The sequence below is a fragment of the Ligilactobacillus faecis genome, assembly GCF_029889745.1.
GTDB classification, from domain to species: Bacteria; Bacillota; Bacilli; order Lactobacillales; family Lactobacillaceae; genus Ligilactobacillus; species Ligilactobacillus faecis.
Genome location: NZ_CP123639.1, coordinates 1,046,102 through 1,070,018, shown reverse-complemented (window position 1 = coordinate 1,070,018; position 23,917 = coordinate 1,046,102). Strand labels below are relative to the sequence as shown.

Here is a 23,917-nt window from a genome sequence, read left to right as displayed (position 1 = left end):
CTTACACCTCTCAAAGTTTTTCAAGTAAAACGTCAAGATCTAAAAGATCTGAAACGACTAAAACTTGGACATTTGTATAACGAACTTCTAAATTCTTTTGTGCTTCTTTTGTCACGATCACTAAATGATGGTGATCATCTTTTAGATCAGCTAAACGCACTGCTTTGACTGGAATATTTTTACCTTGCTCATGCAATTTATCTTTCAGGAGACTGACTGCCATCGTCGAAGTCCCGCGATTTTGATCGTGTCGGATAAAATCGATCTCTTCTACTTGATCAAGTTCAAGCTCTGGTTTAGCTTTAGTTTCTGGTGAATTTGTTTCAGGTTCAAGGTAAGTGCTTGTTTTTAATTTGGCAATGATCTCATCGTATTTTGGACTGTTCAAAAAGTTTCCGACTTGGATATGCACTGCATGTGGTGTCTTTTGCGCCGCGCGTTCAGCTAATTCTTCTTGCGTTACGACAAGTAAGTTTGGTTCATCTTTTAAGCGACTGACTGCCGTGTTTGTCACTGAGATCTCATTTAAACCTGCTTTTTTGACTTTGTCGCGTAACAGCGAAGCTCCCATCGCAGACGAGCCCATTCCCGCATCACAAGCAAAGATGATCTTTTTGACGTTTGCATAATCTGTCAAATCAGTTGTCTCAGTAGCTTGGCCTTTTGACTCAGCTTTCATCTGCTTCATCTCACGTTGTTTTGCAGCAAATTCATCATCGCCTTCACTCTTGCGGTCAGCTTTTAAGATGATCGCAGCGATGATAAACGAAACGATAGCGGCCGAAGCGATCCCGGCTAAGACTCCTAAATAACTACCTTGGGCGGTCATCATCATGATCGCGATGATCGAGCCTGGCGAAGCAGCGGCTCTGAGCCCGGCGCCAAAGAGTTGGAAGGTAAACGTCCCAGTCACCCCACCAGCGATCACAGCTAAAAATAAAGCTGGCTTCATCAAAATATATGGGAAATAGATCTCATGGATCCCCCCGATAAATTGGATCACGACTGCCCCAGGAGCAGAAGCTTTGGCGTTGCCTTTACCAAAGAACATAAAGGCTAATAAGACCCCTAACCCTGGGCCGGGATTTGATTCAAGTAAAAATAATACTGATTTACCCGCACTAGCAACTTGTTGGACCCCTAAAGGCACTAAGATCCCATTACCGATCGCGTTGTTTAAGAACAGCACTTTGGCTGGTTCGATAAAAATATTTGCTAATGGTAACATATGGATCGAAATGATCCAGTCAACACCTTGGCTCATCAAGTGGCTTCCTGAACTAACGATCGGATTGACGATATACACGCCTAAGATCGCAAGCAACATTCCCATGATTCCACTTGAAAAATTGTTATAGATCATTTCAAAGCCTGAACGGATCTTTGCTTGAAAGAGTTCATCGAGCTTTTTGATACAATACCCTCCAAGTGGTCCCATGATCATTGCCCCTAAAAACATCGGAACATCTGAACCAACTACGACCCCCATCGTTGCGATCGCACCAACGATCGCACCGCGCTCTTCATCGACCATACGTCCACCAACATAACCGATCAGTAACGGGAGGAGATAATCTAACATCGGATCGATCAATTCAGCGATCTGTTTATTGGGGAACCAACCTTTCTCCATAAAGATCGCTGTGATCAAGCCCCACGCAATGATCGCAGCAATATTTGGCATCACCATCCCCGAAAGTGCCGTCCCGAGTTTTTGGATCTTTGCTTTGAGTGATGTTTTCTGCTTTCCTGTTTCCATTTCCGCGCCTCCTTATCTGTTTACAATTTAATTTTAAAATTTAAAGTATGCGCTTTCAATAATTGCTAGAGCACCTTATGACACACTAAACTGTGCCACCATGAAAAAAAAGATCGATCAGTTCGATCGATCCTTTGTTTGAATAAAATAGAGTTTGTGACTTCGTTTGAATTCGTATTCGGCTGCTTGTAAAAGTGCCTTACTAGCTTGAGCTGCCGTCGTAAAGACTTGTTCCTTTTTTTCAAAACCATTTTCACTGAAAAAATACTTGCCTTCGCGATAGCTCAATTCAAGCGCACGATCTTTTTTAAAAGTCAAAAATTTGATTGAAAAAGCATACGGACTTTTGACTTGCCGTTTCACGAGCTGCTTGAGTTGTTTTTTAGCGATCATTTGCACTACCAAGCTCACCTCTTTTGCCGTTTGCGTAAATATTTTTGAACTTCTTTGTCAAAAACACGTTTGATCAAGCTCGAGCTCAAGTAACAAAGCTCAACTTCTTTAGCAGTCACTAAAAATGCCACACGATAAGTTTGCTTAGCTAAATGGACTTTTTGCTCGTAGCATTTGACTTTTAAGTCTGTCTTGATCGGTTTGATCCGAAAAAATCATGTTCGAGATGTTCTTTAACTTGCTTTTTTAGCGTTTCAAGTTCAACTGCAGTCAGTTTTTCTTGAAGCTCTGGTGCTACTTGAAAGTGATATTTTTTCAAATGCATCCACCTACCTATCTATCTCAAATTATAGAACGTCTCCCGGTTTAGCTCAAAAAATAAAACAAAGAGGTAACTTCGTAGCTACCTCTTTACGCTTATTTTTGATAAACACAATGACCATCAAGATAAGTCGCTTCTAACTCAAGCGTCGGACTGACAACGATAAAATCAGCAGGGTGTCCTAAGGTCAAGCTTCCACAAACATCGGTAAGCCCGACACTTAGAGCTGGAACATAGCTTGCCATCAAAAATGCTTCGACAATACTTGCTTTACCCCACATGATCAAATTTTTGACGGCCGTAAAGAGTTCTAAAACACTCCCTGCTAAGCTGTGATCTGATTTTAAACGGACCATACCAGCAGAAACAGTCACTGGAAATTCACCTAAATGATAATCTCCCGGAGGCATCCCACCAGCGCGCATGCAATCAGTGATCAAAACGACTTTTTGTGGTCCCTTAGCTTTGATCAAGGCACCAACTGCGCCAGGATGAACGTGATGACCATCACAGATCAATTCAGCATATGTCGTTTGGGTCTCAAAAGCTGCGCCGACTAGCCCAGGCGCCCGGTGTGCTAACCCACTCATCCCGTTATACGTATGGGTAAAGATGCTTGCCCCTGCATCAACTGCGGCTAGTCCTTGTTCATAACTAGCGGCACTATGCCCTAAGCAAACACGACACCCAGTTTGGACTACGCCTTGGATAAACTCAAGCGCCCCTTTTCTTTCTGGCGCTAAAGCGATCTTCTTGATCGCTCCATGAGCTAAAGTCTGCAGTTCAGTAAATTCAGCTAGCGACGGAGCACGCATATAACTTGGGTCTTGGGCTCCTTTATGTTCCGTGGTAAAATACGGGCCTTCAAAATAGATACCTTGGATCTTTGCACCAGGAAGTTTTTCTTTTTCCTGAGCGATCAAACGGCAGACTTGCGCTAGCTTTTCTTTTGGCGCTGTCAAAGTCGTTGGTAAATATGAAGTGACACCACAAGCTAAGAGTCCTTGACCGATCTTTGCCAAGCCTTCTTTGCTAGCATCCATCACGTCATGACCTAAATAGCCATGTAGATGCGTCTCAACAAGACCTGGGGCAACAAAGGCTTCACCTAGATCTTTGATCTTAGCATCTGCTGGTAGCTCGGCGAAAGTGAGATGACGTCCAAATTTACCAGCAGCGATCTCTAAATAGCCCCCTTCTTGTAGACCACTTGGTAATAAAAATGCTTTGGCTTTGAGATAATAATGTCTCATTTGCTCTTTTTTAGCGATATTCATGTAATAAGACCCCTTTGACGACGCGATTGACTGTACCACTTGGGGAAGGAGTATCAGGTGTGTTGCCGATCTTGACCGCAGTCAACAACGCTAACGCTTGCGCCACTAAAATATCAGGTAAAGCAAGATAGACTTCTGGTAAAAGCAAGTCTTGTTCGCCATAAACGATGCTTTGCCCACTAAATTTATTTGCTTCTTGACCTAAAGCAACAACAGCTAAAGCGATCTGATCGGCTTTGATCTCTTCTAATATATCAAGATCATATTTTTGCGTATACGGATCATTGGCGATAAAGCCACAGACAAGTGTTTTAGGAGCGACAAAAGACTTTGGCCCATGGCGAAAGCCCATTGAAGAATCAAAAACTGTAGCGATCTGGCCGTGCGTCAGTTCTAAGATCTTCAACTGAGCTTCGCGACTCAATCCGCGTAAACTACCTGAACCTAAGTAAACGATCCGCGTAAAATCAAGGTCAACTAAAGCTTGGAGCTCTGCTTCTTTTGTTAAGATCATTTGCCCAAGTTTGACCGCCGTTTGGACAAACTGTGCTTTTTGATCTGCACTTGTTTGATCAAAAAACAGCGCCCCCGCTAAAAGCATGCATGTAAAAGAACCCGTCATCGCAAAACCTTGATCGTTAGAAGCACTCGGCATCAAAACGACTAAACTCTGCTTATCTGCTTGACCTGCTTTGGCCAGATCACCTTGGGGCGCACAAGTAATGATCAAGTTGCGCAGATCTTTAACGATCTTTTGTGCAAGCTCGATCGTAGCTTTACTCTCAGGGCTATTGCCACTACGTGCAAAGGACACTAGAAGCGTCGGTTCATCTGCAAGTAAATGATCTTCAGGCGCCGAGACGATATCCGTCGTACCAAAGCTCAAAAATTCCAGCCGTTCGGTGGCACCTATGCGTGTCAAATATGGTACGAGCGTATCACCGACATATTGTGACGTACCAGCTCCAGTAAAGATCACCCGGACTTTTTTAGCTGTGCTTTGCAATAGTTCAGTCACCATCTGCTCAAAAGCTGGGGCTGCTTTTTGCCACAAAGTATACGTTTCTTCCCATAAGATCGGCTGTTGTTTGATCTCTTTCGTCGTGATCGCAGCTCCAAGTTTTTCTAATTCTGCTTCACTTTTAAAAAACATAGGCTCACCCCTTATTCATTCGTATGGAGCAGATCTTTTAGCGCCAGGTTGACATCAACGATCCCAGCTGTCGCTTCTTTTTTAAGATCACAAGTTTCACCTAACATCGAAGCATTGAGATAGCCAATGATCATCGCCATATTCATCCCAGCATATAAATGATACGGCTTACCGGCCATGATCTCTTTGGCAACGACATTACACGGTGTGCCTCCATAAAGATCAGCAAGGACGATAAAATCATCGAGCTTTTTTATAACGCTTTCAAATTTTTGTAAAAATTCAGCTTGGCCTTCATTAGGTAATAAAGCTACCGTATGGATATCTGGTTGAGGACCCATGATCATCTCGATACTTTTCTTCAATTCTACACAAAGCTCGCCATGACTGACTAAGACTAGTGGTCGCATATCTATTCTTCCCTTCTGTAATTATTTACCGATCACGCCTAAAGCAGATAACGCGATCGAAACAAGTAAAACGATAAAGATCGCTCTTGTTGACGTCATATTTTTCTTACCTAGCATCCAATAGATCGCAAGCACGATCAAAGCTGGTAAAAGCCTTGGCAATAACATATCTAAGTTATTTTGAAAATCTATCGATACTTTTCCGATCATCGGTGCGATCGTCAATTTGACATTGATCATCGTTGCTATAAGCGCTCCGACCATGAAGACCCCTAGTTGCGTGGCAGCTTCAGTCAAAGCTGTCAACCGGTGTTGCATCGTTGTCACTAAAGCTGTTCCTTCGCGGTAAGCAAATTTTAATTGTTTCCAACGAAAGACCATGATAAAGATATTAGCTGCGACCCAGATGAAAACGCCGACTGGGTTACCTTCTTGCGCCATATTCGCTGCGATCGCACCAAAGATCGCCGGGATCAAAGCCCCAAAGATCGCATCCCCGATCGCTGCAAATGGTCCCATGAGCCCTGTTTTTAGCCCGTTGACAGTTTCAGCTGATTTTACCCCTTCTTCTTCTTCTAAAGCTAAGTCGATCCCAGTTACGATCGTATTAAAGAAGTTCGACGTATTGAAAAATTGGGTATGGAGCTTCATCATCTGTTTTAGCTCTGGGGTGCCATCGCCGTATAATTTTCGCAACTGCGGTAAGATCGTATAAAGATACCCCGAAGCTTGCATACGTTCGTAGTTCCAGCCAAGTTGGAAACCAAAGAGACTTCGGCGATTGATCTGCTTGAAGTCGGCTTCAGTCAACTTATAACCTGTCGTTTTTGGTTTATTAGAGTTCGTCATCTTCGATCTCCCCCTCACCTTCATTATTATCTTGTGTCTGCGCTACTTGCTCGTTTGTCTTCTTTGGAGCATTATTATTGTTATTTTTATACGAGATCGTTGCTAGACCAAGTCCGATCAAAGCAACGGCTAACATCGGCAAGCTATTAAAGTTACCTGTAAAGGTCTTGTCGAGCCCAGAAACGCTTGTCCCTAGCAGTTGGATATTGCCAAAAAGCGTGGTTAGAAGGGCTGTGATCACAAAACCTAAGATCAAATAGGCAAATTGCTTTTTGACTGGCAAGTACCGTAATAAGATCGCAAACCCAACGGCTGGAAGCACTGCACCAGCAACTGAAAGACCATCACCTAACCATTTAAGATCTGTATTCAAATAATTTACGACTCGGGTCACAAGCCCGCCACCAAAGGCTAAAGCTAAAAAGACTGGGATCATTCTTGAGAGCGACCACGAAACAGCCCCCAGCAAGAAATGGCGTTCGATCTTTTTATATTCGAAATTCTCGATATCTTTATCGATCCGATGGACAAAATACGTATTCGCAAACCGCCCTAACACGTCTGTCTGGATCATCAAAGCCGCCACCGGTACAGCTAAAGCGGCGATCGCTTGCTTTGGTTCCATCCCGATCGCGACTGAAAAGGCAGTCGCTAACACAGTTCCCGAGTTCGCATCGATCCGGGAAGCGCCTCCAAAAGTTCCGACTCCTAAGATCGTAAGCTGCATTCCCCCACCGATGATCAGACCTGTTTTAAGATCCCCCATGATAAGTCCTGAAATAAAACCGGCAAAAACTGCCGAACCAGCCGACGAGTTGATCTGTAACTCATCTAAGATCTGGTAGCCAGCATATAAAGTCAAAAGTAAGATCTGCCACCATGCGATCGTCATGTTACTCACCTTCCTTTTCTTTCAACATCGCCATAAAGTTTTTAGCATCATCAGCTGGGACCATTTGGGCGATCAAACGGACCCCTTTTTCATCTAAGCGCTTGAAGTCTTCGACATCATGGTCATCAACATTGATCGAACGCGTGATCTGACGCGTTGTTTCATTTTGAGACATGTTCCCAACGTTGATCTCTTCGATCAAAACGCCTTCTTCAACGAGTTTCAAGAGGTAATGTGGCTTTTTAGCTACGATCAAGAGCCTTTGAGAATCATAGCGTCCTGCTAAAATATTTTGGGCAGCTTTAGCGTATGGCAAAACACTGAGCTTGACTCCAGCAGGAGTCGCTAATTTGAGTCCACTTTTTTCGATCGCGCTTTGCGCGACTTGATCATCTACGACCATGATCCGCGTGATATTTAATTTAGTGGTCCAAAGATTTGCTACTTGGCCGTGGATCAAACGACCATCGATCCGTACTGCGATAATACTCATTTCGCTTCCTCCTTAACTTTTTTACAAACTGGTCTTTCTCTAACTGCGATCGTTTCTTGATAACGTCCTTCAGTCTCAAAAACGACGAGCTCATTTTCTCCAAGGTGGAGAAATTCAGCGGGTAGATATAGTGAATGCTGGGGCCCGATCTCCCAAAAACGTCCTAGATTATGCCCATTTACTAAAACGATCCCTTTACCAAAACCACGTAGATCTAAATGACAAGCGCCTGTTTTTTCTAACTGACATGTATAGCGATAAAAACTCGGCGTGCCTGGTAGATAAGGACGCGTATAGTCGAGCTTTGGACTTTCACTTAGATCAAAAGCAAGTTGCTCCCAACCAGAGACAAAGTGCAGATCGACCATCAAGCCTGTCTTTAAGCCTTTTTTCTGAGTCGAAGCTAAAAGCTTACTGCCGTAATTGACACGTCCCATATTTTCAACTAAGACCGACAGCTTTACTTCTGGTTTTAGTAGGGGCGCATAGATATCTGCTCCGATCTCTTCTTGATACTGCGTTTTGATGTGTTCGTCATCGATAAAAAAGTGCACCCGATCGCGTGCATCGATGATCCGAAAACGTTCATCTTTTAGTGTATCGCGTTTGATCTGTGTGCGATATAAAGCATAACCATACCCCGTCCCAAGTTCTTCTAAAGACTTTGGATATTTACTTTGCGTGCTTTTACCTAACTGATCATAACTTGTCAAAAGGCTCGTCTTTTGTACTAACGTAAATGTCTTTTCAGTTAGTTTTTGACTGCTTTTCGGCATTTGCTGTTTGAGCTCGGGATAGAGAGCAGCCAACCGCTTTTGCAATTCAAAGTAAGCTGGCGTAGGATCACCTTGCTCATTTAATAGAGCGCCGTAGTCATATGACGTGATCTGGGGCGTATCGTGTTCATGTCGGGCTGAACAGCCATTCATAAAGCCAAAATTAGTGCCCCCATGAAACATGTAGAGGTTGATCCCATCACTTTGCGTAATGACTTGTAAGATCGTTTCAACTAATTCAGCTTGCTTACGAACAACTGGTTCTTGCCCCCATTTATCAAACCAACCATCCCAAAATTCCATGCAGACAAGCGGTTGTTTCTTGCCATTTTCACGCTGAAATGCGCGTAAAGCCGCTAAGTTTTCAGACACATGTGAACCAAAGTTTCCTGTGGAAAGCACATCTTCTGCTAATAAACTTCCTGCGCGAAGCGTTGCTTGCCAGGCCCCATCAGCGGTAAAGAGTGGCACGTTTGCACCATATTTTTCCATCAAACGCTTGATCTGTTTCAAGTAATTTTTATCTTCACCAAAAGAACCATATTCATTTTCAAGTTGCATCATGATGATCGGACCACCATGAGTCACTTGGAGTGGCGTCAAAACTTGAAATAAGTGTTGATAGTACCGCTCAACATAATTGAGATAGGTTGGATCATCACTGCGTAGCCGAACATTTTTTGTCAGTAACCAAGCTGGAAAGCCTCCAAATTCCCATTCGGCACAAATATAAGGAGAGGGGCGTACGATCACATATAGACCTAATTTTTGGGCTAAGCAGACAAAGTCTTTTACGGCGCCAAAATCAAAGACACCTTCGCTTTTTTCATGCACGTTCCAAGGAATATACGTTTCGACCGTATTAAAACCTAAAGCTTTAAGATTGTATAAAGAACGTTTCCAAGTTTCTCTTGGAATTCTAAAATAATGGATCGCCCCTGATAAAAGTTTAAATTTTCTATCGTTAAGGTAAAACCCGTCTGCTTGTACTCTGAACTTATCCATTTCTTTTCCTCAGATCTACTCAACATAACAGCAACTTAAAATTTTTAAATGCATTTATTCAAAAGGTATATACCCGTAAAGATAGTTCACAAAATGTATGCGCTATCATTTACACTTATATTTTAGCGTATCCTTTTTTTCTTTAAAACTCTTTTACTCTGCTTTTCATTATCAATTTCAAGACCATTTGCAGTATAATGTGCATACAAATATTATTATGTATGCGTTTTTACAATGTACAATCTTTGTGAGGTGAGTCTGATGTCGAACCGTCCCAAATATGCTATGATCGCTGATCAATTGATCCAGTTGATCTTAAATAAAGAAAAAACAACAAACGAACGCTTCTTTACTGAAAAAGAATTAGCTTTAAAATTTGCAGTCAGTCGCTCAACGATCCGTGCCGCTTTAAGCGAACTCGAAGATCTTAAATTTATCGCCAAAGAAAAAAATGTTGGTTACTATGTATCTTACGAACCAGCCACATATGACTTTGCTCATTTTTATAGCTTTAGTCGGTCTGGTCAAGAGCAAAATTTAGCGCCTGCAACTGAGATCATTCTTTTTACAAAAACGATCCCCAACTACTATGTCGCCCACATGCTCCAACTCGATAAAAACGAAACAGTTTATCGCTTGGAAAGGTTGCGGCTTTTGCAAGGACGCCCTGTCCTCTTTGAAAAAACATTTTTACCAGCCCGACTTTTCCCAGCCCTTAAACGGCATCAACTCGCCAAAAATTCGCTGTACGAACTTTTGGCACAAAAATACGGACTTCAAGTCAAACACGGGACCGAAGAATTTTTTGCAAGTACGATCACTGAACGAGAAGCCACTTTGCTTTCACTTCGTCCTAACGCTTCTTGTCTTAAGATCTTACGCACGGCCTTTGACCAACATGAACGGCCGATCGAATTTACGATCACAACGGCTCCTTCCCACTATTTTTCTTACAAAGTTCCGCTTGATCCAGATAAATAAAACAAAAACGAACAACATCGAACTAAAAAGTTGACTAATATGTTCGTTAATGTTAATTTAAACTCGTAAAAACAAATTCAAACATTGAACGGAAGGTGTGGCGCAAATGGAAACAAAGCTCAACAAGTTAAGTCGTTTAGCCAATGCTGACGGCGTGATCGCAGCTTTAGCGATCGATCAACGTGGCTCGTTACAAAAGATGTTAGCCAAAGCAGCTGACAAGCCCCTTAGCCCGAATGCTCTCAGTCATTTCAAAGAGATCATTTCTCAAGAAATGACAGCGTATTCATCAGCGATCTTACTTGATCCCGAATACGGTCTGCCGGCAGCTTTTGCCCGCTCTAACGACTGCGGGCTTTTATTAGCCTATGAAAAAACTGGCTATGATACGACTGCACCTGGACGGATGCCAGACTTACTCTCGACCTGGTCTGTCAAACGCTTAAAAGAAACGGGGGCCGATGCTGTTAAATTCATGCTTTATTACGATACAGATGAATCTTTTTTGATCAACAGCAAAAAGCAAGCTTTTGTTGAACGGATCGGAAGCGAATGCGTCGCTGAAGGGTTGCCATTTTTCCTTGAGCTGATGTCTTATGATGCCCACATCAACGATACAAAAAGTGAAGCTTATGCGCGGATCAAACCGCATAAAGTCAACGCGATGATGGCTGAATTTTCTAAGCCACAATATAACGTCGATGTCTTGAAAGTTGAAGTTCCCGTTGAGATGCGCTTTGTGAGTGGGATGTCAACTGAAGCGCCACTTTATTCTAAAGCAGAAGCAATGCGCTACTTTAAAGAGCAAGTTTTAGCTGCAAACGGCGTCCCGTTTATCTTCTTGAGCGCTGGGGTCTCGGCCGAGATGTTCCAAGAAACGCTTTATTTTGCGCATGACGCCGGCTCGACTTTCAACGGTGTTTTATGTGGGCGTGCCACTTGGAAAGATAGCATCAAACCTTTTGCCAGCGCAGGCAGTGAAGCTGCACGTACTTGGTGTCGGACCGTGGGGCGTCAAAATATCGAACGTTTGAACCAAGTTTTAAAAGAGACCGCCACGCCACTTCCAGCATTGACTGGTCTTAAAAATCAATAATATTTCTAAAAAAAGATCAAGCCATTTGAAAATAGTAACTTGATCTTTTTTCTCAAATTTTTAAGTCAACTAGACGCTAGGTCCTATCTGCACTATAATGGAACAGAACTTTTACTTTGAAAGGAAACTATTTTATGTCAGAGAAAAAAGGCTCGCGTCCAGTTGAAACTCCATTTGATGAGGCAAGTTTAAAAGAAAAATTAACGACTTCGCTCCACGATCATTTAGATGTCTTCAACGATGCTGTCATCGCGATCATCATTACGATCATCGTCTTAGAGATCCCAGTTCCTAAAGATTCATTAGCTTCTTATTTTGATTTTTTACGCGATATCGCGAACTTTTTAGCAAGCTTTGTGATCGTTGCTAATTTTTGGTATGACGGGCATAAAGTTTTCAATACGTTTGAAAAAGCGACTAAATCAGTGATGATCGCTAATTTCTTTTACTTAGCGATGCTTTCTTTGATCCCTGTGATGACTAAATGGGTGATCCATTCGTCAAGTAAATTGGCACTCTTTAACTACGGGATCGTCTATCTTCTGATCGAAATGTCACTCTTTTTCATCTTTATTGCGGGAAATTTTGACTCGATCAAGCAAGCTGGTTTTCAACACAGTATTGCAGGCATGACGCTAACCCGTTTTGGTTTGATCTTATTACCACTGACTTTGATCATTATGTTTTTACCTAAATTAACGTTAGTACTTTATTTGATCTTACCGCTAGTCTCATTACTCGTTCCCGAACAAAAAAGACGGCGTCCACGACGTGAAAATAAAAAAGAACACTAAAAAAGGGATGGTTTGACATCCCTTTTTTAGTGTCTCAGCGGTAACGTAATGGTAAAGGTCGTCTTCTTACCTAAGGTTGAAGTAACTTTCACTTGTCCCTGGTGTTTAAGAACAATATCTTTGACTAACGCCAAACCAAGTCCCACACCATTATTTTGCGCTTTGCTACGGGCTTGATCACTTTGATAAAATTTATCCCAGATCTTATCGAGCTCAGTTTCCTTGATCCCACGCCCATCATCTGTGACTGTCAAAATAACATTTTGTGCCTGCTTTTTCAAAGTGACTGAGATCTCTTTTTGTGCAAATTTGCAGGCATTGCTCAAAAGATTTGCCACTAAGCGCTGACAAAGTAATTCATTGCCGTAATACAACACTTCTGGCTCTAGCTCTTGTTTAAGGATAAGGCCTTTTTTCATTAAGATCTTTTGCTGATCTGCTAGTTGTTGTGCAAGCATCTCACTAAGATCAAATGTCGCACACGGGATCGGCTGCCCAGCTTCTAAGCGTGTCAATTCAAGTAATTGTTCTAACAACTCTTTCATGTTTTTAGCTTGCCGGTTGATCGTTTGCGCTGAATCCTTGGCTTCGTCTAACTGAGTTGCATAATCTTTGGCATATTCACTTTCGGCTAAGATCACGGCGATCGGCGTCCGTAATTCATGGGAAACGTCATGGTTGAACTGCTTTTCTCTTTCAAAAGAACGCTCGATCGAAGCTAACATCTTGTTGAACGTTTGGGCTAAACGGCTAAGTTCATTTTCTTTTTGAGTTACTGGGATCCGTTTCGTATAGTCATGGCTCTTAGTGATCGCTAAAGCTGTTTGCGACATCTGCTCGACTGGAATAAAAGCCCGTTTTAAGATCCGATAACCTCCAAACACGACCGCAACTACTAAAAGGGGCGCTGCTAAAGCTAAACTCCCTAAAAAAAAGAGCATCTCATGATCGAGTTTAGGGCGTAAACGGATCGCGCGAAGCCAGTCAGAAGAATCTTTGACGCAGACATCAAAGTATTGGTAAGTGACGCCTTTGACTGTTACTTGTTTGACGTTCTCTTGACTAAAAGGTAAGTTTTGCTTGAAATTTCTTGGAAAACTACTGCGCAGGACCGTGCCATCTTTTGCATAGAGCGCATAATAGATCCCATCATCAAAACTTTCGTATTCTTTGATATCTTGCGCTAATTCAAGCGTATCTTCTTGGAGTTTAGCTTGGCCTTTCGCATCAGCGAGATTCGTGGCAACTAGATACGCACCGCCGACTAACAAACTCAATAAAATAAGGATAAACGCGCTGTACCATAGCGTTACCTTGAACACGATACTATTTTTCTTCCGGAATGACATAACCTAGACCTCTTTTAGTTTTGATCAATGTCGCCTCACCTGTCTTCTTTCGAATATTTTTGATGAGCACATCGATGATATTGGATTCTCCTTCATAGGCAAAGTCCCAGACGTGCTCGCGGATCTGCTCACGCGTCAAAACTTGCCCGCGATGGCGCGCTAAATATTCTAAAACCTCATATTCACGGGCCGTCAAAGGGATCACTTCTTTACCTTTTGTTACTTGTTTTTGTGCGATACTCAACGTGATGTCGCCTAGTTTGAGCGTGTCATTCAAAACTTTGCGTTCTTTACGGCGGAGTAAGGCACGTAAGCGGGCAAGTAACTCGCCAAATTCAAACGGTTTGACTAAATAATCATCAGCCCCTAGATCAAGACCTTTGATCCGATCTTCTAGTGCATCTTTAGCCGTTAACATCAAAACGGCAACTTCATTTCCCGTTGCGCGCAAGCGTGTGATGAATTCAAAACCATCCATCTTTGGCATCATCACGTCTAAGATGATCACATCATAGTCAAAATTAGTACTATATGCTAAAGCTTCTTTTCCATCAAAAGCTGGATCAACGCTGTAATTTTGCGTCTTTAAAAGTTTTTGTAAGCTACGATTCAAATCTTTGTCGTCTTCAACTAGTAAGATCTTCATCACTTTCACCCCACTTTCTTCAATTTTAGCCTAAACTACAAAAATTTTTTTGTAAAATAAAAGCTCTATTCATCTAGCATTCATTTTTCCTTTTTATACTAAAGACAAGAAATCAGGAAAGAAGGAAAAAACATGAAAATTCAAACAAAAAAACGTCCACTTATCGCAGCTTTAGGCGGTTTAGCTTTACTCACAGCTAGCTTGATCCCAGCTGGGACAGCTTTAGCAGATACACCTAAAAATTTAAATGCTAAACTCGATTTTGATAAAGCTCAAGAGATCGTGTTGAAAGAAGCCAAACAAGGAAAACTTGTCAACTTAGAGCTTGAAGGTAAAAAGAACAAAGTTTACTATGAAGCAACTGTTTTAGACGGTGAAACTGAAAAAGAATACAAGATCGACGGTAATAACGGTAAAGTTTTAAAAACAAGCTCAGAAAATATCGCTGACGAGGCTGAAGATGTCAAATTGAGCAAAGCTACCCCTAAACTTTCTTTTGATGATGCTCAAAAGAAAGCCCAAGAAAAATACCCTAACGCTAAACTTTACGAAGTTGAACTTGATCTAAATGATAACGATCAACTCATCTACAAGATCAAGCTCGTCGAAAACAATAAAAAGATCAAATTAAAGTTAGATGCCGATAACGGTAAGATCCTCAGCGAAAAAACAAGATAGTCAAAAAGGACGCAACGAGGCGTCCTTTTTTGTTATTCATCTTCACGATTATCAACTAACATCGCTTCTGCTAATAAAACTTCTTGATAGAGTTTAGCCGCATGTGTATCTTCGATCCGTCCTTTTTCGACTGCCTGTTGCAAATATTCCCTTTCAACCGCAAAACAGCGGGTAAAAACGCGATAGCGGAAGTTATGATAAAAATCATTTTGGATCTCAGGAAGTCGTAAAACACGGGCAAAACGGCGGTTGAACTCGCTCATCGAAGTTGCTTTAGCTTGGTCACGCAAATACGTACTGATAACTTTTTTAGCCGGCTTAGGTAAGTGCATCTGTTCAACTTCAGCAAGCGCTGCTTCGACCATCTCAGTTCTGATCTGGCTTAAACACTGCAAGATCTCAGCATCACTTCTTTTCTTAGGTAAGATAAACCGAAAAACGACCGTTGGCACTAACATACTCAAGATGATCAAGATAAATTCGGCCATCAAGATCAAACTAAAATCTTTGTCAGAAACACCTAATTCCAGTAAAGAAAAAACAAGGGCTAAAGTGACTGCCCCATGCACACCACCTAAGGCAAAAACAAGCGCATTTTGCTTTGTCTCTCGCATTTTATAGCGCGCGTAAAAGTAACGCACGAGTAAAGCTATCACATATAGTAAGATCCCACTGATCCCCCAGATCGCAATATTTTGTAAACTAAAATACTCGCGAAAGACCCGCACAGCTAAGATCCCTAAGATCACAAAAACACTACTATTCAAAAGATTATTCATAATATCGGTCGTATTGCGCGTGATAAAAGACAAACGTGCATCGACAAAAAGTGAGACACGGGCTTCACTATTGTGCATGATCCCGGCTACAACGACAGCTAAGATCCCTGAAACATGTAATTCTTCAGCCACAAGATAAATGATATACGGTGTTAAGATATACAACATGATCTGAACAGTCAAACTATCGACTAGCGTGCGTAAAAGGCGTTGCCGAAAGAGCATCACGACCGTACAGCAAGCGATCCCGACTGCGATCCCACCTAAAGCAGAGCTCAAAAAATCAACGAATGTCTTTTGATAATTAAACTGTCCATTAACGAGCCATAAAGCAGTTGCTTGTAATAAGATCAGGCCTGAAGCATCGTTAAAAAGTGATTCTAAGCGCAAATATTCGCTGGCCTTTTTAGGCATTTTCAACCCCATTGAGACCGAAGAAGTTGCCGTCGCATCAGTCGGAGTACTGATCGCAGCCATCACAAAGGCTAACGGCAAACTGACGCCGATCGCTAAATGAAGCGCGACTCCAGCTACGATCGTACTCAATAAGACCATCACGACGGTGATCCCCATGATCTGTCGCAACTTATTCCTTAGATTTCCAAACGGCGTCGCAAAGCCTTCAAAAAATAGCAATGGCGCAATGATCGTTAACATAAAAACTTCAGAGTGAAAGGTTTCGACCTTTTGATCGATAAACGGAATAAGCCCACAGATGATCCCGACAAAAGTACTCACGTAATTGACTGAGATCCGCGGAAAGAGCCGCGAGATCACTAAACTAAAGACCGATACTAGTAATAACACAAATGCTGATACTAACATCGTCTACCCCCTTTTTAGTTTTGTACTACTTATTATTATAACCTAGGTTATTTTGGGCCGTAAATAAACAAAAAAATAGCACGAACATCGTTTCATGCTCGTTGCTATATAAAAGTTTACTTCAATGTTTTGATCCAAGCTGCCAATTCTGTTGCTGTCGCATTATTAACACGCTTAGCTGGTCCAAATTTTTCTTGAGAAAAGAGCTGTTTTAATTCTGCTAGTCCCTTTTCTGGTGTCGAAGAACCTGAAGTCGTAAATAATACGACGCGTTTTCCAGTTAGGTCCAAGCTCTCTAAAAACGTCTCGATCAAGCGCGGTGGAAGCCCCCACCATGTCGGATAACCTAAAAATAACGTTTCAAATTCAGGTAGTTCTAACGGGACAAATTCAGGACGACTTGTTTCATCCTCTTGTTCTTGATTTGCACGACTTGTTGCATTTTGCCAAGTTAGATCAGCTTGAGTATAAGGGAGCTTTGCCTGTAAGCGCCAAGCCTTTGTCTTGAGGATCTGAGCTAAAACTTCTGCTTTTTTAGCGGTCGTATCGGTACACGAAAAATAAACGACTATTGCTTTTTCCATTCTGATCACCTCATTGTTTAACTATCTTTATCATCGCACTTTTTGATCAAAACTTAAAATGCTTATTTTTCATGTTAAATGATCCACTTTAGTTATGGTAAAGTCAGTAATTGTTTTGGGTCTTTTAAGGCAAAAGTCGGACTCAAAGCTGTAACGGCTTTCGGATCGTGCGCGCCCCATAGCGCTCCGGCTGTTTTGACTTGAGCGTTTTGCCCCATCTCGATATCATAGATCGCATCCCCGATCATCACACTTTGTGTTTTTGTTAAAGTATGGCGCTTAACTAAGAGCTCGATCCCATCTGGCGCTGGCTTATAATTTTTCACATTATCTGAACCAACTAGGTCAGTGATATACTTAGCGATCCCTAAAAATTCTAGATTGCGGGCTAACGCTTCGGAATGCTTACTAGAAACGACAAATAATTGCTTCTTAGCAGAAACAAGTTGAGCCAAGACGTCTTTTACCCCAGGAAAAAGCGTGACGTATTCATTTTCGTTAGCTTGATAGTGCGCCCTAAATCTTTCAAATAACTCATTTAAATCTGCTTTTGGCAGATCTTTTGCCCCTAAAAGGACAAAGGAGCTTTCGATCGGGATCCCCATATAGCCTAAGATCGCTTCTTTTTCCGGTGCCGCTAACCCGAGATCTAAGAAAGCTTTTTTTGTAGCAACAACAGCTGTCTTGCCTGAGTCAGCTAAAGTTCCATCAAAATCAAATAAATAATTTTCCATCTTTCTTCCTCCTATTTCTCATCGCCTCTAAGCTGGGGCATCCCTTGGATCGTAGGCCGCTTTTTAACATGATCGAGCATATAGCGTTCGATCAACTCAACGATCTGATCATTTTGCGGTAGGGCAGAATGTTGCGCATCTTCACCTGAGACCGTGATCGTCGTAAATTGCTTGACTTGCCCTTGATAAATATAACGCCCTGCCAAGACACTGCCAACTGGAACTAGCCCATCAGCGTTATACGTTTGGGAACCTGCCACCGAATACATCACGAGCTCAGTCGGCAATTTTTTACGATCTTTGATGAAATCAGTCAACATTTGCGCCTTGTGTTGCATCGAACCTTCGTTGAAATTATACGGTGTTCCGATCGTCATCAAACGCTTGAGCGTGACTTGTTGGGCATATTCGGGATAATATTTTTCTAAAAATGCCGTATAGATCAAGCCACCATTTGAATGCCCGATCGCTTTAAAGTTATTAAAGTTATACTGTTCGTTCAGATCTTCAAAAGCTAAAGCAAAACGGCGCGCTTGCTGTTTGATATTGTCATAGCCATCATGATTATTCTCAAAACCGACCACGATGATCGGTTCGTTATCCCCCGGACGGATCGAACCTGAATAGTGGATCTGATCATCATTTGTCACGCGGACTTTAAGCAGACTGTGTTTTTCATTTGCGTTTTGATTTAGCTTTTTAACGAGACGATCAAACCGATTTTCAGTCGCTGAACTGCCTGGGATCATGATCACAGGTGAAACTTTGGAGCGGTGCCAGCGAGTCAATTCAGCGACATTTTGGCGGGACCAATTTAGCGAACAAACTAAAAGGATCACACTTAAGAGAACACCTAACAAACTGAACCAGAACTTTTTTTGCTTAAACATCGTATTCACCTGCCCTTTGTTTGATCTTTTCAGCTAATTTAACAAATGGCAAGTAGAGCAAAACATCTAAGATCAACAGCAAGATCCCTAAGCCTAACGCTAAAAAATTCCCATTTGTGCCGATAAAAGCGATCAAAGGTCCTGGCGTACCGGCAGGAACGGGATAGGCGGCCGTTGGGATCCAATCAAGTGCGATAAACGCACCGGCGATCAGCATATTGACTAGGGGCGCCAGGATAAACGGAATAAACAAAAGTGGATTAAACAAGATCGGCAACCCTAACATCAACGGATAATGGTTATTGAACAACGTTGGAAAAAGAGACCATTTGGTGACGCTCTTATATTTATGATCGGCTGTTTTTGCTGTCAAAGCGATCGCGATCACTAACGCTAACAAGACTCCGTTACCGCCAAAATTAGCATAACTATGAAAGAGCGTCGTATCGGTAAAGGGATACGGTACTCCATAAGCAGAACCCGTCTTTAGGGCATGGTTTAGGTTCGCAAACGAAGTCGCATCGGTAAAAGTCGGACTCATGCTAAAAGGTCCCCCCATCCCGATAAAAGATAACAGATCGGTCAAAAAGCCTAGTAAAACGACATATAAAAAGGCATTACCGGCCGTATTTTTCATGATCGTACTTGCGACATAGGTCGGCACTTCAAGTTCACCTAATAAGCGCAGAAGGTAATTCAAAACTGCAGCCCCGAGCAAGATGAGCGTGATCGTTACGATCTGAGCGTTTTGTGTTTTTTTTAGTTTCTTTTGGACAAATAACAATAAACGCACACTCACATAACCACAGACTAAAGCGATCAGCATCCCTTGACTCAACAAGCGTTCATTGAACCCGATCACGTTTTGTCCGTTAGGTCGATACGCTAGTAAGATAAAAGAAGCACCCCCTAATAAGCTCGGCAAAGCTGGGTCGAGCTGATACGCTTTAGCTGTCTGATAAGCGATCGCATAAGCACTATACAGTGCGATCAGATCGATCGTACAGTGATAGATCGTGCCTAAGATCCGGGCGATAACGTCAACAAATGGTAGCCAGTCTGGGACAGCAAATAAAGTTGCGATATAGCCGGTCGGTGTTAAAAAGGTCAGTTTGATAACTTCTGCAAAACTTCCTAGTAAAATGAGCGGGAAGAGGACCCGCAAAGTCCGGATCACGATCAAAGTGAGCTTTTTTTGATAAGCTCTTGCAAAAATATCAATGATCTTATTCATGTTTTTTCCCCCGTTTTATTTTCCCCACAAAAATTTGATCAGTAAGCGGTCAACTTCGCGGTTGTTGTGCAGCTTACTATGTTGTCCAAGCTTTCCTGTGATCTGATGTTCTTCGTAACTTTTCGCATTTGGTGTGACTAAATAGCGCAAAGTTTGCGCCGATCTAACTGGGACTGGTCCGTCCGAATCACTCCCATCTTCTAAGTTACCATAGATATTTAAGACTGAGGCCCCTTTAGGATAAAGTTCTCTTAGCGGTAACAGCTCGGTAAACGTACTCGTCTCTTGATCTGGTCGCCCATCTTTTGCCACTGTGACATCAGACGGCATCTCTTCGACTAATCCATTAGGAAAAGCCGCGAGCGCTACTTGTTTATTCAACTGCGGTAGTTCTTTATTTTGGGCATTTTCCAAGAGATAATCTAAGATCGCCATATTTCCCATTGAGTGCCCGACGAGATTCATCTTTTGAAAATGATACTTTTGTTGAAGCGTTTCGAGGACACTTTTCAAATAACCAGCTTCCATTTTGGCATTGACATTTTTATTATTTTCAAAATTGACTAAGACGAGCGGAGCTTTAGCTTGCGCTGGGATCTTACCTTTTAAGGTGACATTGCCATTTAGATCGACATCAGCTAAAATGATCGTCTTCGTCACGCCAGCCTTCTTAGCCGCTTGTGCCATTTTCTCTTCAGCGTGATAGCTACTGCCCCACCCATGAATAAACAGAGTCGGGATCATCGTTTGAGTCTTAGCCAAAGCAACTTGACTCTGCCCTAAAAAAGCAAGACTTAAACTGATGAAAAAGCAGATGAACCAGCCAAACTTCTTTTGTTGCACCTTCTCACCTCCGTTTCAAATAATCATCGCGTTTAGCTGCGATGATCTGGGTAACTTGTTCCAGCGATAGCGGTTGGCCAAAAGCCGGTTTTTCTTTTAAATAATCAACTTCTGGTGAATCAAGCCCGACATTGATATTTTCTTTGACATTGACAGCATAATGGTGGATATGCCCGTGAAGGTTGATGATCTTTGGAGCGATCCCTAACATCAGCGGGTAATGCGTCAAATAATATTGACGATGGTCATATTTGAACAATACGCCAACGTCATGAAAACTAAATTTAGGTCTGCCATTGACTTCGTAGTTATTTTTAGCCAAGTATTTAAATAACGCTCGACTATCGTGGTTACCTTTGACAAAGACTAAATTCCCATTTAAACGCCGTAAAACTTCAAAAATATCTTGATGGGCTCGTTTTTCTGGACGCACAAAGTGTACTGCGATATCACCGAGATGATAAACTGTGTCCGTCGGCAAAACGACTTCATTCCAGTTAGCGATGATCGTTTCATTCATCTGGGCAACGGTCAAGTACTGGCGATCAGCAAAATCAGTCTTTCCCAGCAGATGTTTATCGAAAAAATGAGTATCAGCTGTAAAGAAATTCATCTTTCCACCTTATTTCTTACAATATATTTGTCTAAACTTTACCATTTTTCTATAATTAATGCGATAGCTTTTTACTACATATCTCAAAATTTGGAAGTGTTTAATATGGAAATCACAGAACTTTTACCCGAATTGATCACAAAACTCGCGCCAACTGGGCCTTTGCCAACAACAACGCCAGCTCAACTAGCTTACTGGCGTGAACTAGTGACGCTTAGAGAACCGGGCTATTTACCAACCAATTATTTACAAAAAGAAGATGAACTTTTACATCTTTTATGGCAAAGACGTCCCCTCGTGACTTTAGCAGAGCTCGACGAAGTTTTACCCGGGCTTTACCTTTATCAAGGCGACATCACGACACTGCAAGTCGAAGCATTCGTTGATCCAGCCGACCCAGACTTATTAGGATGCTTTGACCCCACGCATCCGTGTTTAGACAATGAAGTTCACGTTTTTTCAGGTAGTCGTTTACGCGAAACTGGGCATAAGTTAAAGCAAGCTGGCAAAACGCCGTTAGCAAGCGGACAAACTTACGTTAACCCCGGTTATCATTTACCTGCTAAATATGTGATCCAAGCTATCGCCCCTACTGTTCACGGAGTCTTACAGCCTGAACAGATCGAAGCTCTACGTTCTTGTTATGCGGGGATCTTTGAAGCTGTTACTAAATATCAGATCAAAACGATCGCTTTGTGTGCTCTAGGAACTGGAGCGGCAAACTTTCCAAATGAATTAGCCGCTAAGATCGCGATCACAGCAGCTAAAAAAGCCCAAGCTAAAGACCCAAGTCTAAAGATCGTATTGACGCCATATAAAGATCTCGACTTGAACCTTTACCGCTATTTATTGACTGATGAATAAGAAAAAAGTCTGCTGGCAGTGGTTATAATGCCCTCTAAGTATACAGATGAAATAGAAATTTCATCTTATATTTGGAGGGTATTTTATATGTCTAGGAAATCAAAATACAGTGCAGAACAAAAATTAGCTATACTAAATGAACTAAATCGTTCTAGTATCAGTGAGGTAGCTAAAAAGTATGCGGTGGGCAAGAAAACTATTAGAACTTGGGGGTATCTATATAAATATCAGGGCATTGATGGCTTACGATCTACTCACAATAATCATAGATATTCAAAGGAATTTAAAGTATTTTTGGTCCAACAGTATCAAAAATCAGATGAGTCGCTTGAAATATTCGCAATCAAGCATGGGCTAAAGTCCAAAACACAACTGCTAGATTGGATTATGCAGTATAATGAATCAAAACTAAAGGCTTATACGCCAAGAAAGCGAGATTCAATTATGCTAGGAAGAAAAACTACTTTTGAAGAACGATTATCGATAATCGAAGAGTTGATCAAGCACGATGTCAATTACAACTGGGCCGTAGAAAAATATAACGTTAGTTATCAACAAGTTTATGGGTGGTATCAAAAGTATCGTAAAAGTGGCAATGATCCACAATCACTTCGTGATCGTCGAGGCAAAGCCAAGACACAAAAAGAGTGGACAGAAATTGATCAGCTAAAGGCTGAGAATCGATTATTAAAGGCCCAACTTCTCCGTAAAGAAATGGAGGAAGCATACGCAAAAAAAGTGATGGAAATACGCGATCGGGAGGCGAACGATTCTTCAAACAACAAGCCATCAAAGAACTAAATAAAGAATATGGTTGGTCAATCGTTAGCTTGTGTCAAATCGCTGGTATTACTAGAGACGCCTATTACAAATGGGTTCGCAGAAAGCCAAGCAAGCACGAAAATGAACAAGCAGAATTACTTAGTTCAATTCTAGAATTGGAAGAAAAACATAAGTGGACTTTGGGTTATTTAGGTATGACGACACAACTGGCTTTTGAAAATAAACTGAATTTTAAAGTAGGGTTAAAGCGAGTAACCAACTGTATGCGAAAACATGGAATTAGAGCAAATATCCGTAAAAAGAAACATAATCGAGTTAAACGCCATGAGGAGTATATAAATGATAACCTACTCGACGGACAATTTGATCGCCAAAGACCAAATGAAGTTTGGGTAACTGATACTACAGAAGTTCTGTATGGAGTAGATAAGTTAAAGAAGGCTCGAGTGCATATAGTTCTGGATCTGTATGGTCGTTATGCATTGAGTTACAATATTTCCGTTACAGAAACTGCAATTTCGGCAATTGAAGTATTTAGACGAGCATTTAAAATAGAACCTGATGCACATCCGATGATCCATACGGATCGCGGAGCAGCATACCGTTCTATTGATTTTAACGACTATTTAGCCAGTCGAAACTGTATTCATAGTATGTCTCACCCAGGACATCCTTGGGAAAACTCACCGATGGAACGTTGGTGGAATGACTTTAAACTAATTTGGTTAGCAAAACGCGCTCGACCTAAGACGTTGGAAGAATTAGAGGAATCAGTAAAAGAATCTATTGAATATTTCAACACGCAACGTGCATATACATCAAAAAACGGCTTGACCGCAGAAAAATTCCGCGTTCAAACCGCATAAACTATTTTTCTATTTAAACTGTATACTTG

26 protein-coding genes are annotated in these 23,917 nt (G+C 41.8%); 7 read left to right on the top strand and 19 right to left on the bottom strand.

What is annotated here, in order from left to right:
- Positions 1 to 10 precede the first annotated feature (10 nt).
- The 10 genes from QFX10_RS05095 to QFX10_RS05050 form a co-directional block, all read right to left on the bottom strand.
- Positions 11 to 1,759: a PTS mannitol transporter subunit IIBC gene (locus tag QFX10_RS05095; protein ID WP_280607121.1), complete on the bottom strand. Its 1,749-nt coding sequence runs from the start codon at positions 1,757 to 1,759 to the stop codon at positions 11 to 13.
- A 117-nt stretch (positions 1,760 to 1,876) separates the two neighbouring features.
- Positions 1,877 to 2,164, bottom strand: coding sequence for a hypothetical protein (locus QFX10_RS05090; protein WP_280607120.1), 288 nt, complete (start codon positions 2,162 to 2,164; stop codon positions 1,877 to 1,879).
- Between the two features lie 169 nt (positions 2,165 to 2,333).
- The gene (locus QFX10_RS05085) at positions 2,334 to 2,477 is read right to left on the bottom strand and encodes a hypothetical protein (protein WP_280607119.1); all 144 of its coding nucleotides are present in this window, start codon (positions 2,475 to 2,477) and stop codon (positions 2,334 to 2,336) included.
- A 92-nt stretch (positions 2,478 to 2,569) separates the two neighbouring features.
- Positions 2,570 to 3,751 carry an N-acetylglucosamine-6-phosphate deacetylase gene (gene nagA / locus QFX10_RS05080; RefSeq protein WP_280607118.1) on the bottom strand — a complete coding sequence of 394 codons (1,182 nt, stop codon included), beginning with the start codon at positions 3,749 to 3,751 and terminating at the stop codon, positions 2,570 to 2,572.
- On the bottom strand, positions 3,738 to 4,904 hold the full coding sequence (locus tag QFX10_RS05075) for an AgaS family sugar isomerase (RefSeq protein WP_280607117.1): 1,167 nt from the start codon (positions 4,902 to 4,904) through the stop codon (positions 3,738 to 3,740). Before QFX10_RS05075 ends, nagA begins: the two co-directional genes overlap by 14 nt.
- 11 nt (positions 4,905 to 4,915) lie before the next feature.
- Positions 4,916 to 5,314 carry a PTS sugar transporter subunit IIA gene (locus tag QFX10_RS05070; RefSeq protein ID WP_280607116.1) on the bottom strand — a complete coding sequence of 133 codons (399 nt, stop codon included), beginning with the start codon at positions 5,312 to 5,314 and terminating at the stop codon, positions 4,916 to 4,918.
- Positions 5,315 to 5,335: 21 nt separating this feature from the next.
- Positions 5,336 to 6,163: a PTS system mannose/fructose/sorbose family transporter subunit IID gene (locus QFX10_RS05065; protein ID WP_280607115.1), complete on the bottom strand. Its 828-nt coding sequence runs from the start codon at positions 6,161 to 6,163 to the stop codon at positions 5,336 to 5,338.
- Complete coding sequence (locus QFX10_RS05060) at positions 6,150 to 7,055, bottom strand: PTS mannose/fructose/sorbose/N-acetylgalactosamine transporter subunit IIC (RefSeq protein ID WP_280607114.1); 906 nt, start codon at positions 7,053 to 7,055, stop codon at positions 6,150 to 6,152. Before QFX10_RS05060 ends, QFX10_RS05065 begins: the two co-directional genes overlap by 14 nt.
- Before the next feature lies 1 nt (position 7,056).
- Entirely contained in the window at positions 7,057 to 7,548 is a 492-nt protein-coding gene (locus tag QFX10_RS05055) for a PTS sugar transporter subunit IIB (RefSeq protein WP_280607113.1), read from the bottom strand.
- Positions 7,545 to 9,329 carry a glycoside hydrolase family 35 protein gene (locus QFX10_RS05050; protein ID WP_280607112.1) on the bottom strand — a complete coding sequence of 595 codons (1,785 nt, stop codon included), beginning with the start codon at positions 9,327 to 9,329 and terminating at the stop codon, positions 7,545 to 7,547. The genes QFX10_RS05055 and QFX10_RS05050 overlap by 4 nt, the downstream gene beginning before the upstream one ends.
- 261 nt (positions 9,330 to 9,590) lie before the next feature.
- Between QFX10_RS05050 and QFX10_RS05045 the strand changes: the two genes are divergently transcribed.
- From QFX10_RS05045 to QFX10_RS05035, 3 genes are all read left to right on the top strand, one after another.
- Entirely contained in the window at positions 9,591 to 10,310 is a 720-nt protein-coding gene (locus QFX10_RS05045; protein WP_280607111.1) for a GntR family transcriptional regulator, read from the top strand.
- A 106-nt stretch (positions 10,311 to 10,416) separates the two neighbouring features.
- Positions 10,417 to 11,406 carry a tagatose 1,6-diphosphate aldolase gene (locus QFX10_RS05040; protein WP_280607110.1) on the top strand — a complete coding sequence of 330 codons (990 nt, stop codon included), beginning with the start codon at positions 10,417 to 10,419 and terminating at the stop codon, positions 11,404 to 11,406.
- 134 nt (positions 11,407 to 11,540) lie between these two features.
- Positions 11,541 to 12,200 (top strand): TMEM175 family protein, encoded by a 660-nt coding sequence (locus QFX10_RS05035; protein ID WP_280607109.1) that lies wholly within the window; start codon positions 11,541 to 11,543, stop codon positions 12,198 to 12,200.
- 26 nt (positions 12,201 to 12,226) lie between these two features.
- Here QFX10_RS05035 and QFX10_RS05030 read toward each other — a convergent pair whose 3' ends face one another.
- Together QFX10_RS05030 and QFX10_RS05025 are read right to left on the bottom strand one after the other, a co-directional pair.
- Positions 12,227 to 13,549 (bottom strand): sensor histidine kinase, encoded by a 1,323-nt coding sequence (locus QFX10_RS05030; protein ID WP_280607108.1) that lies wholly within the window; start codon positions 13,547 to 13,549, stop codon positions 12,227 to 12,229.
- Complete coding sequence (locus tag QFX10_RS05025; protein WP_280607107.1) at positions 13,527 to 14,195, bottom strand: response regulator transcription factor; 669 nt, start codon at positions 14,193 to 14,195, stop codon at positions 13,527 to 13,529. The genes QFX10_RS05030 and QFX10_RS05025 overlap by 23 nt, the downstream gene beginning before the upstream one ends.
- Before the next feature lie 132 nt (positions 14,196 to 14,327).
- On the opposite strand from QFX10_RS05025, the gene QFX10_RS05020 reads away from it, so the two are divergent.
- Positions 14,328 to 14,873, top strand: coding sequence for a PepSY domain-containing protein (locus QFX10_RS05020; RefSeq protein WP_280607106.1), 546 nt, complete (start codon positions 14,328 to 14,330; stop codon positions 14,871 to 14,873).
- A gap of 32 nt (positions 14,874 to 14,905) precedes the next feature.
- Here QFX10_RS05020 and QFX10_RS05015 read toward each other — a convergent pair whose 3' ends face one another.
- From QFX10_RS05015 to QFX10_RS04985, 7 genes are all read right to left on the bottom strand, one after another.
- Complete coding sequence (locus tag QFX10_RS05015; protein ID WP_280607105.1) at positions 14,906 to 16,477, bottom strand: cation:proton antiporter; 1,572 nt, start codon at positions 16,475 to 16,477, stop codon at positions 14,906 to 14,908.
- A gap of 116 nt (positions 16,478 to 16,593) precedes the next feature.
- Entirely contained in the window at positions 16,594 to 17,061 is a 468-nt protein-coding gene (locus tag QFX10_RS05010) for a flavodoxin (protein WP_280607104.1), read from the bottom strand.
- A gap of 92 nt (positions 17,062 to 17,153) precedes the next feature.
- Positions 17,154 to 17,795 carry an HAD family hydrolase gene (locus tag QFX10_RS05005; RefSeq protein ID WP_280607103.1) on the bottom strand — a complete coding sequence of 214 codons (642 nt, stop codon included), beginning with the start codon at positions 17,793 to 17,795 and terminating at the stop codon, positions 17,154 to 17,156.
- A gap of 11 nt (positions 17,796 to 17,806) precedes the next feature.
- Positions 17,807 to 18,685, bottom strand: a complete 879-nt coding sequence (locus QFX10_RS05000; RefSeq protein WP_280607102.1) for an alpha/beta hydrolase — start codon at positions 18,683 to 18,685, stop codon at positions 17,807 to 17,809.
- Complete coding sequence (locus QFX10_RS04995; RefSeq protein ID WP_280607101.1) at positions 18,678 to 19,919, bottom strand: PTS transporter subunit EIIC; 1,242 nt, start codon at positions 19,917 to 19,919, stop codon at positions 18,678 to 18,680. The genes QFX10_RS05000 and QFX10_RS04995 overlap by 8 nt, the downstream gene beginning before the upstream one ends.
- Positions 19,920 to 19,934: 15 nt before the next feature.
- A complete protein-coding gene (locus tag QFX10_RS04990) occupies positions 19,935 to 20,762 on the bottom strand; it encodes an alpha/beta hydrolase (RefSeq protein WP_280607100.1) in 828 nt (275 codons plus the stop codon).
- 4 nt (positions 20,763 to 20,766) lie between these two features.
- Entirely contained in the window at positions 20,767 to 21,375 is a 609-nt protein-coding gene (locus QFX10_RS04985; protein WP_280607099.1) for a metallophosphoesterase, read from the bottom strand.
- 105 nt (positions 21,376 to 21,480) lie between these two features.
- Here QFX10_RS04985 and QFX10_RS04980 point away from each other — a divergent pair, with 105 nt between their 5' ends.
- From QFX10_RS04980 to QFX10_RS04970, 3 genes are all read left to right on the top strand, one after another.
- A complete protein-coding gene (locus QFX10_RS04980; RefSeq protein WP_280607098.1) occupies positions 21,481 to 22,239 on the top strand; it encodes a macro domain-containing protein in 759 nt (252 codons plus the stop codon).
- 87 nt (positions 22,240 to 22,326) lie between these two features.
- Positions 22,327 to 23,040 carry a helix-turn-helix domain-containing protein gene (locus QFX10_RS04975; RefSeq protein ID WP_280605683.1) on the top strand — a complete coding sequence of 238 codons (714 nt, stop codon included), beginning with the start codon at positions 22,327 to 22,329 and terminating at the stop codon, positions 23,038 to 23,040.
- Between the two features lie 29 nt (positions 23,041 to 23,069).
- Positions 23,070 to 23,888, top strand: a complete 819-nt coding sequence (locus tag QFX10_RS04970) for an IS3 family transposase (protein ID WP_280605682.1) — start codon at positions 23,070 to 23,072, stop codon at positions 23,886 to 23,888.
- Positions 23,889 to 23,917 lie beyond the last annotated feature (29 nt).

Bases quoted from the DNA above. Each gene is read 5' to 3' on its own strand.
- QFX10_RS05035 (WP_280607109.1), top strand. From the start codon at position 11,541: ATGTCAGAGAAAAAAGGCTCGCGTCCAGTTGAAACTCCATTTGATGAG.
- QFX10_RS05005 (WP_280607103.1), bottom strand. From the start codon at position 17,795: ATGGAAAATTATTTATTTGATTTTGATGGAACTTTAGCTGACTCAGGC.
- QFX10_RS05040 (WP_280607110.1), top strand. From the start codon at position 10,417: ATGGAAACAAAGCTCAACAAGTTAAGTCGTTTAGCCAATGCTGACGGC.
- QFX10_RS05095 (WP_280607121.1), bottom strand. From the start codon at position 1,759: ATGGAAACAGGAAAGCAGAAAACATCACTCAAAGCAAAGATCCAAAAA.
- QFX10_RS05010 (WP_280607104.1), bottom strand. From the start codon at position 17,061: ATGGAAAAAGCAATAGTCGTTTATTTTTCGTGTACCGATACGACCGCT.
- QFX10_RS04995 (WP_280607101.1), bottom strand. From the start codon at position 19,919: ATGAATAAGATCATTGATATTTTTGCAAGAGCTTATCAAAAAAAGCTC.
- QFX10_RS05075 (WP_280607117.1), bottom strand. From the start codon at position 4,904: ATGTTTTTTAAAAGTGAAGCAGAATTAGAAAAACTTGGAGCTGCGATC.
- QFX10_RS05025 (WP_280607107.1), bottom strand. From the start codon at position 14,195: ATGAAGATCTTACTAGTTGAAGACGACAAAGATTTGAATCGTAGCTTA.
- QFX10_RS05020 (WP_280607106.1), top strand. From the start codon at position 14,328: ATGAAAATTCAAACAAAAAAACGTCCACTTATCGCAGCTTTAGGCGGT.
- QFX10_RS05000 (WP_280607102.1), bottom strand. From the start codon at position 18,685: ATGTTTAAGCAAAAAAAGTTCTGGTTCAGTTTGTTAGGTGTTCTCTTA.
- QFX10_RS05045 (WP_280607111.1), top strand. From the start codon at position 9,591: ATGTCGAACCGTCCCAAATATGCTATGATCGCTGATCAATTGATCCAG.
- nagA (WP_280607118.1), bottom strand. From the start codon at position 3,751: ATGAATATCGCTAAAAAAGAGCAAATGAGACATTATTATCTCAAAGCC.
- QFX10_RS05070 (WP_280607116.1), bottom strand. From the start codon at position 5,314: ATGCGACCACTAGTCTTAGTCAGTCATGGCGAGCTTTGTGTAGAATTG.
- QFX10_RS04975 (WP_280605683.1), top strand. From the start codon at position 22,327: ATGTCTAGGAAATCAAAATACAGTGCAGAACAAAAATTAGCTATACTA.
- QFX10_RS05030 (WP_280607108.1), bottom strand. From the start codon at position 13,549: ATGTCATTCCGGAAGAAAAATAGTATCGTGTTCAAGGTAACGCTATGG.
- QFX10_RS05065 (WP_280607115.1), bottom strand. From the start codon at position 6,163: ATGACGAACTCTAATAAACCAAAAACGACAGGTTATAAGTTGACTGAA.
- QFX10_RS05055 (WP_280607113.1), bottom strand. From the start codon at position 7,548: ATGAGTATTATCGCAGTACGGATCGATGGTCGTTTGATCCACGGCCAA.
- QFX10_RS05015 (WP_280607105.1), bottom strand. From the start codon at position 16,477: ATGTTAGTATCAGCATTTGTGTTATTACTAGTATCGGTCTTTAGTTTA.
- QFX10_RS05060 (WP_280607114.1), bottom strand. From the start codon at position 7,055: ATGACGATCGCATGGTGGCAGATCTTACTTTTGACTTTATATGCTGGC.
- QFX10_RS04985 (WP_280607099.1), bottom strand. From the start codon at position 21,375: ATGAATTTCTTTACAGCTGATACTCATTTTTTCGATAAACATCTGCTG.
- QFX10_RS05050 (WP_280607112.1), bottom strand. From the start codon at position 9,329: ATGGATAAGTTCAGAGTACAAGCAGACGGGTTTTACCTTAACGATAGA.
- QFX10_RS04980 (WP_280607098.1), top strand. From the start codon at position 21,481: ATGGAAATCACAGAACTTTTACCCGAATTGATCACAAAACTCGCGCCA.
- QFX10_RS05085 (WP_280607119.1), bottom strand. From the start codon at position 2,477: ATGCATTTGAAAAAATATCACTTTCAAGTAGCACCAGAGCTTCAAGAA.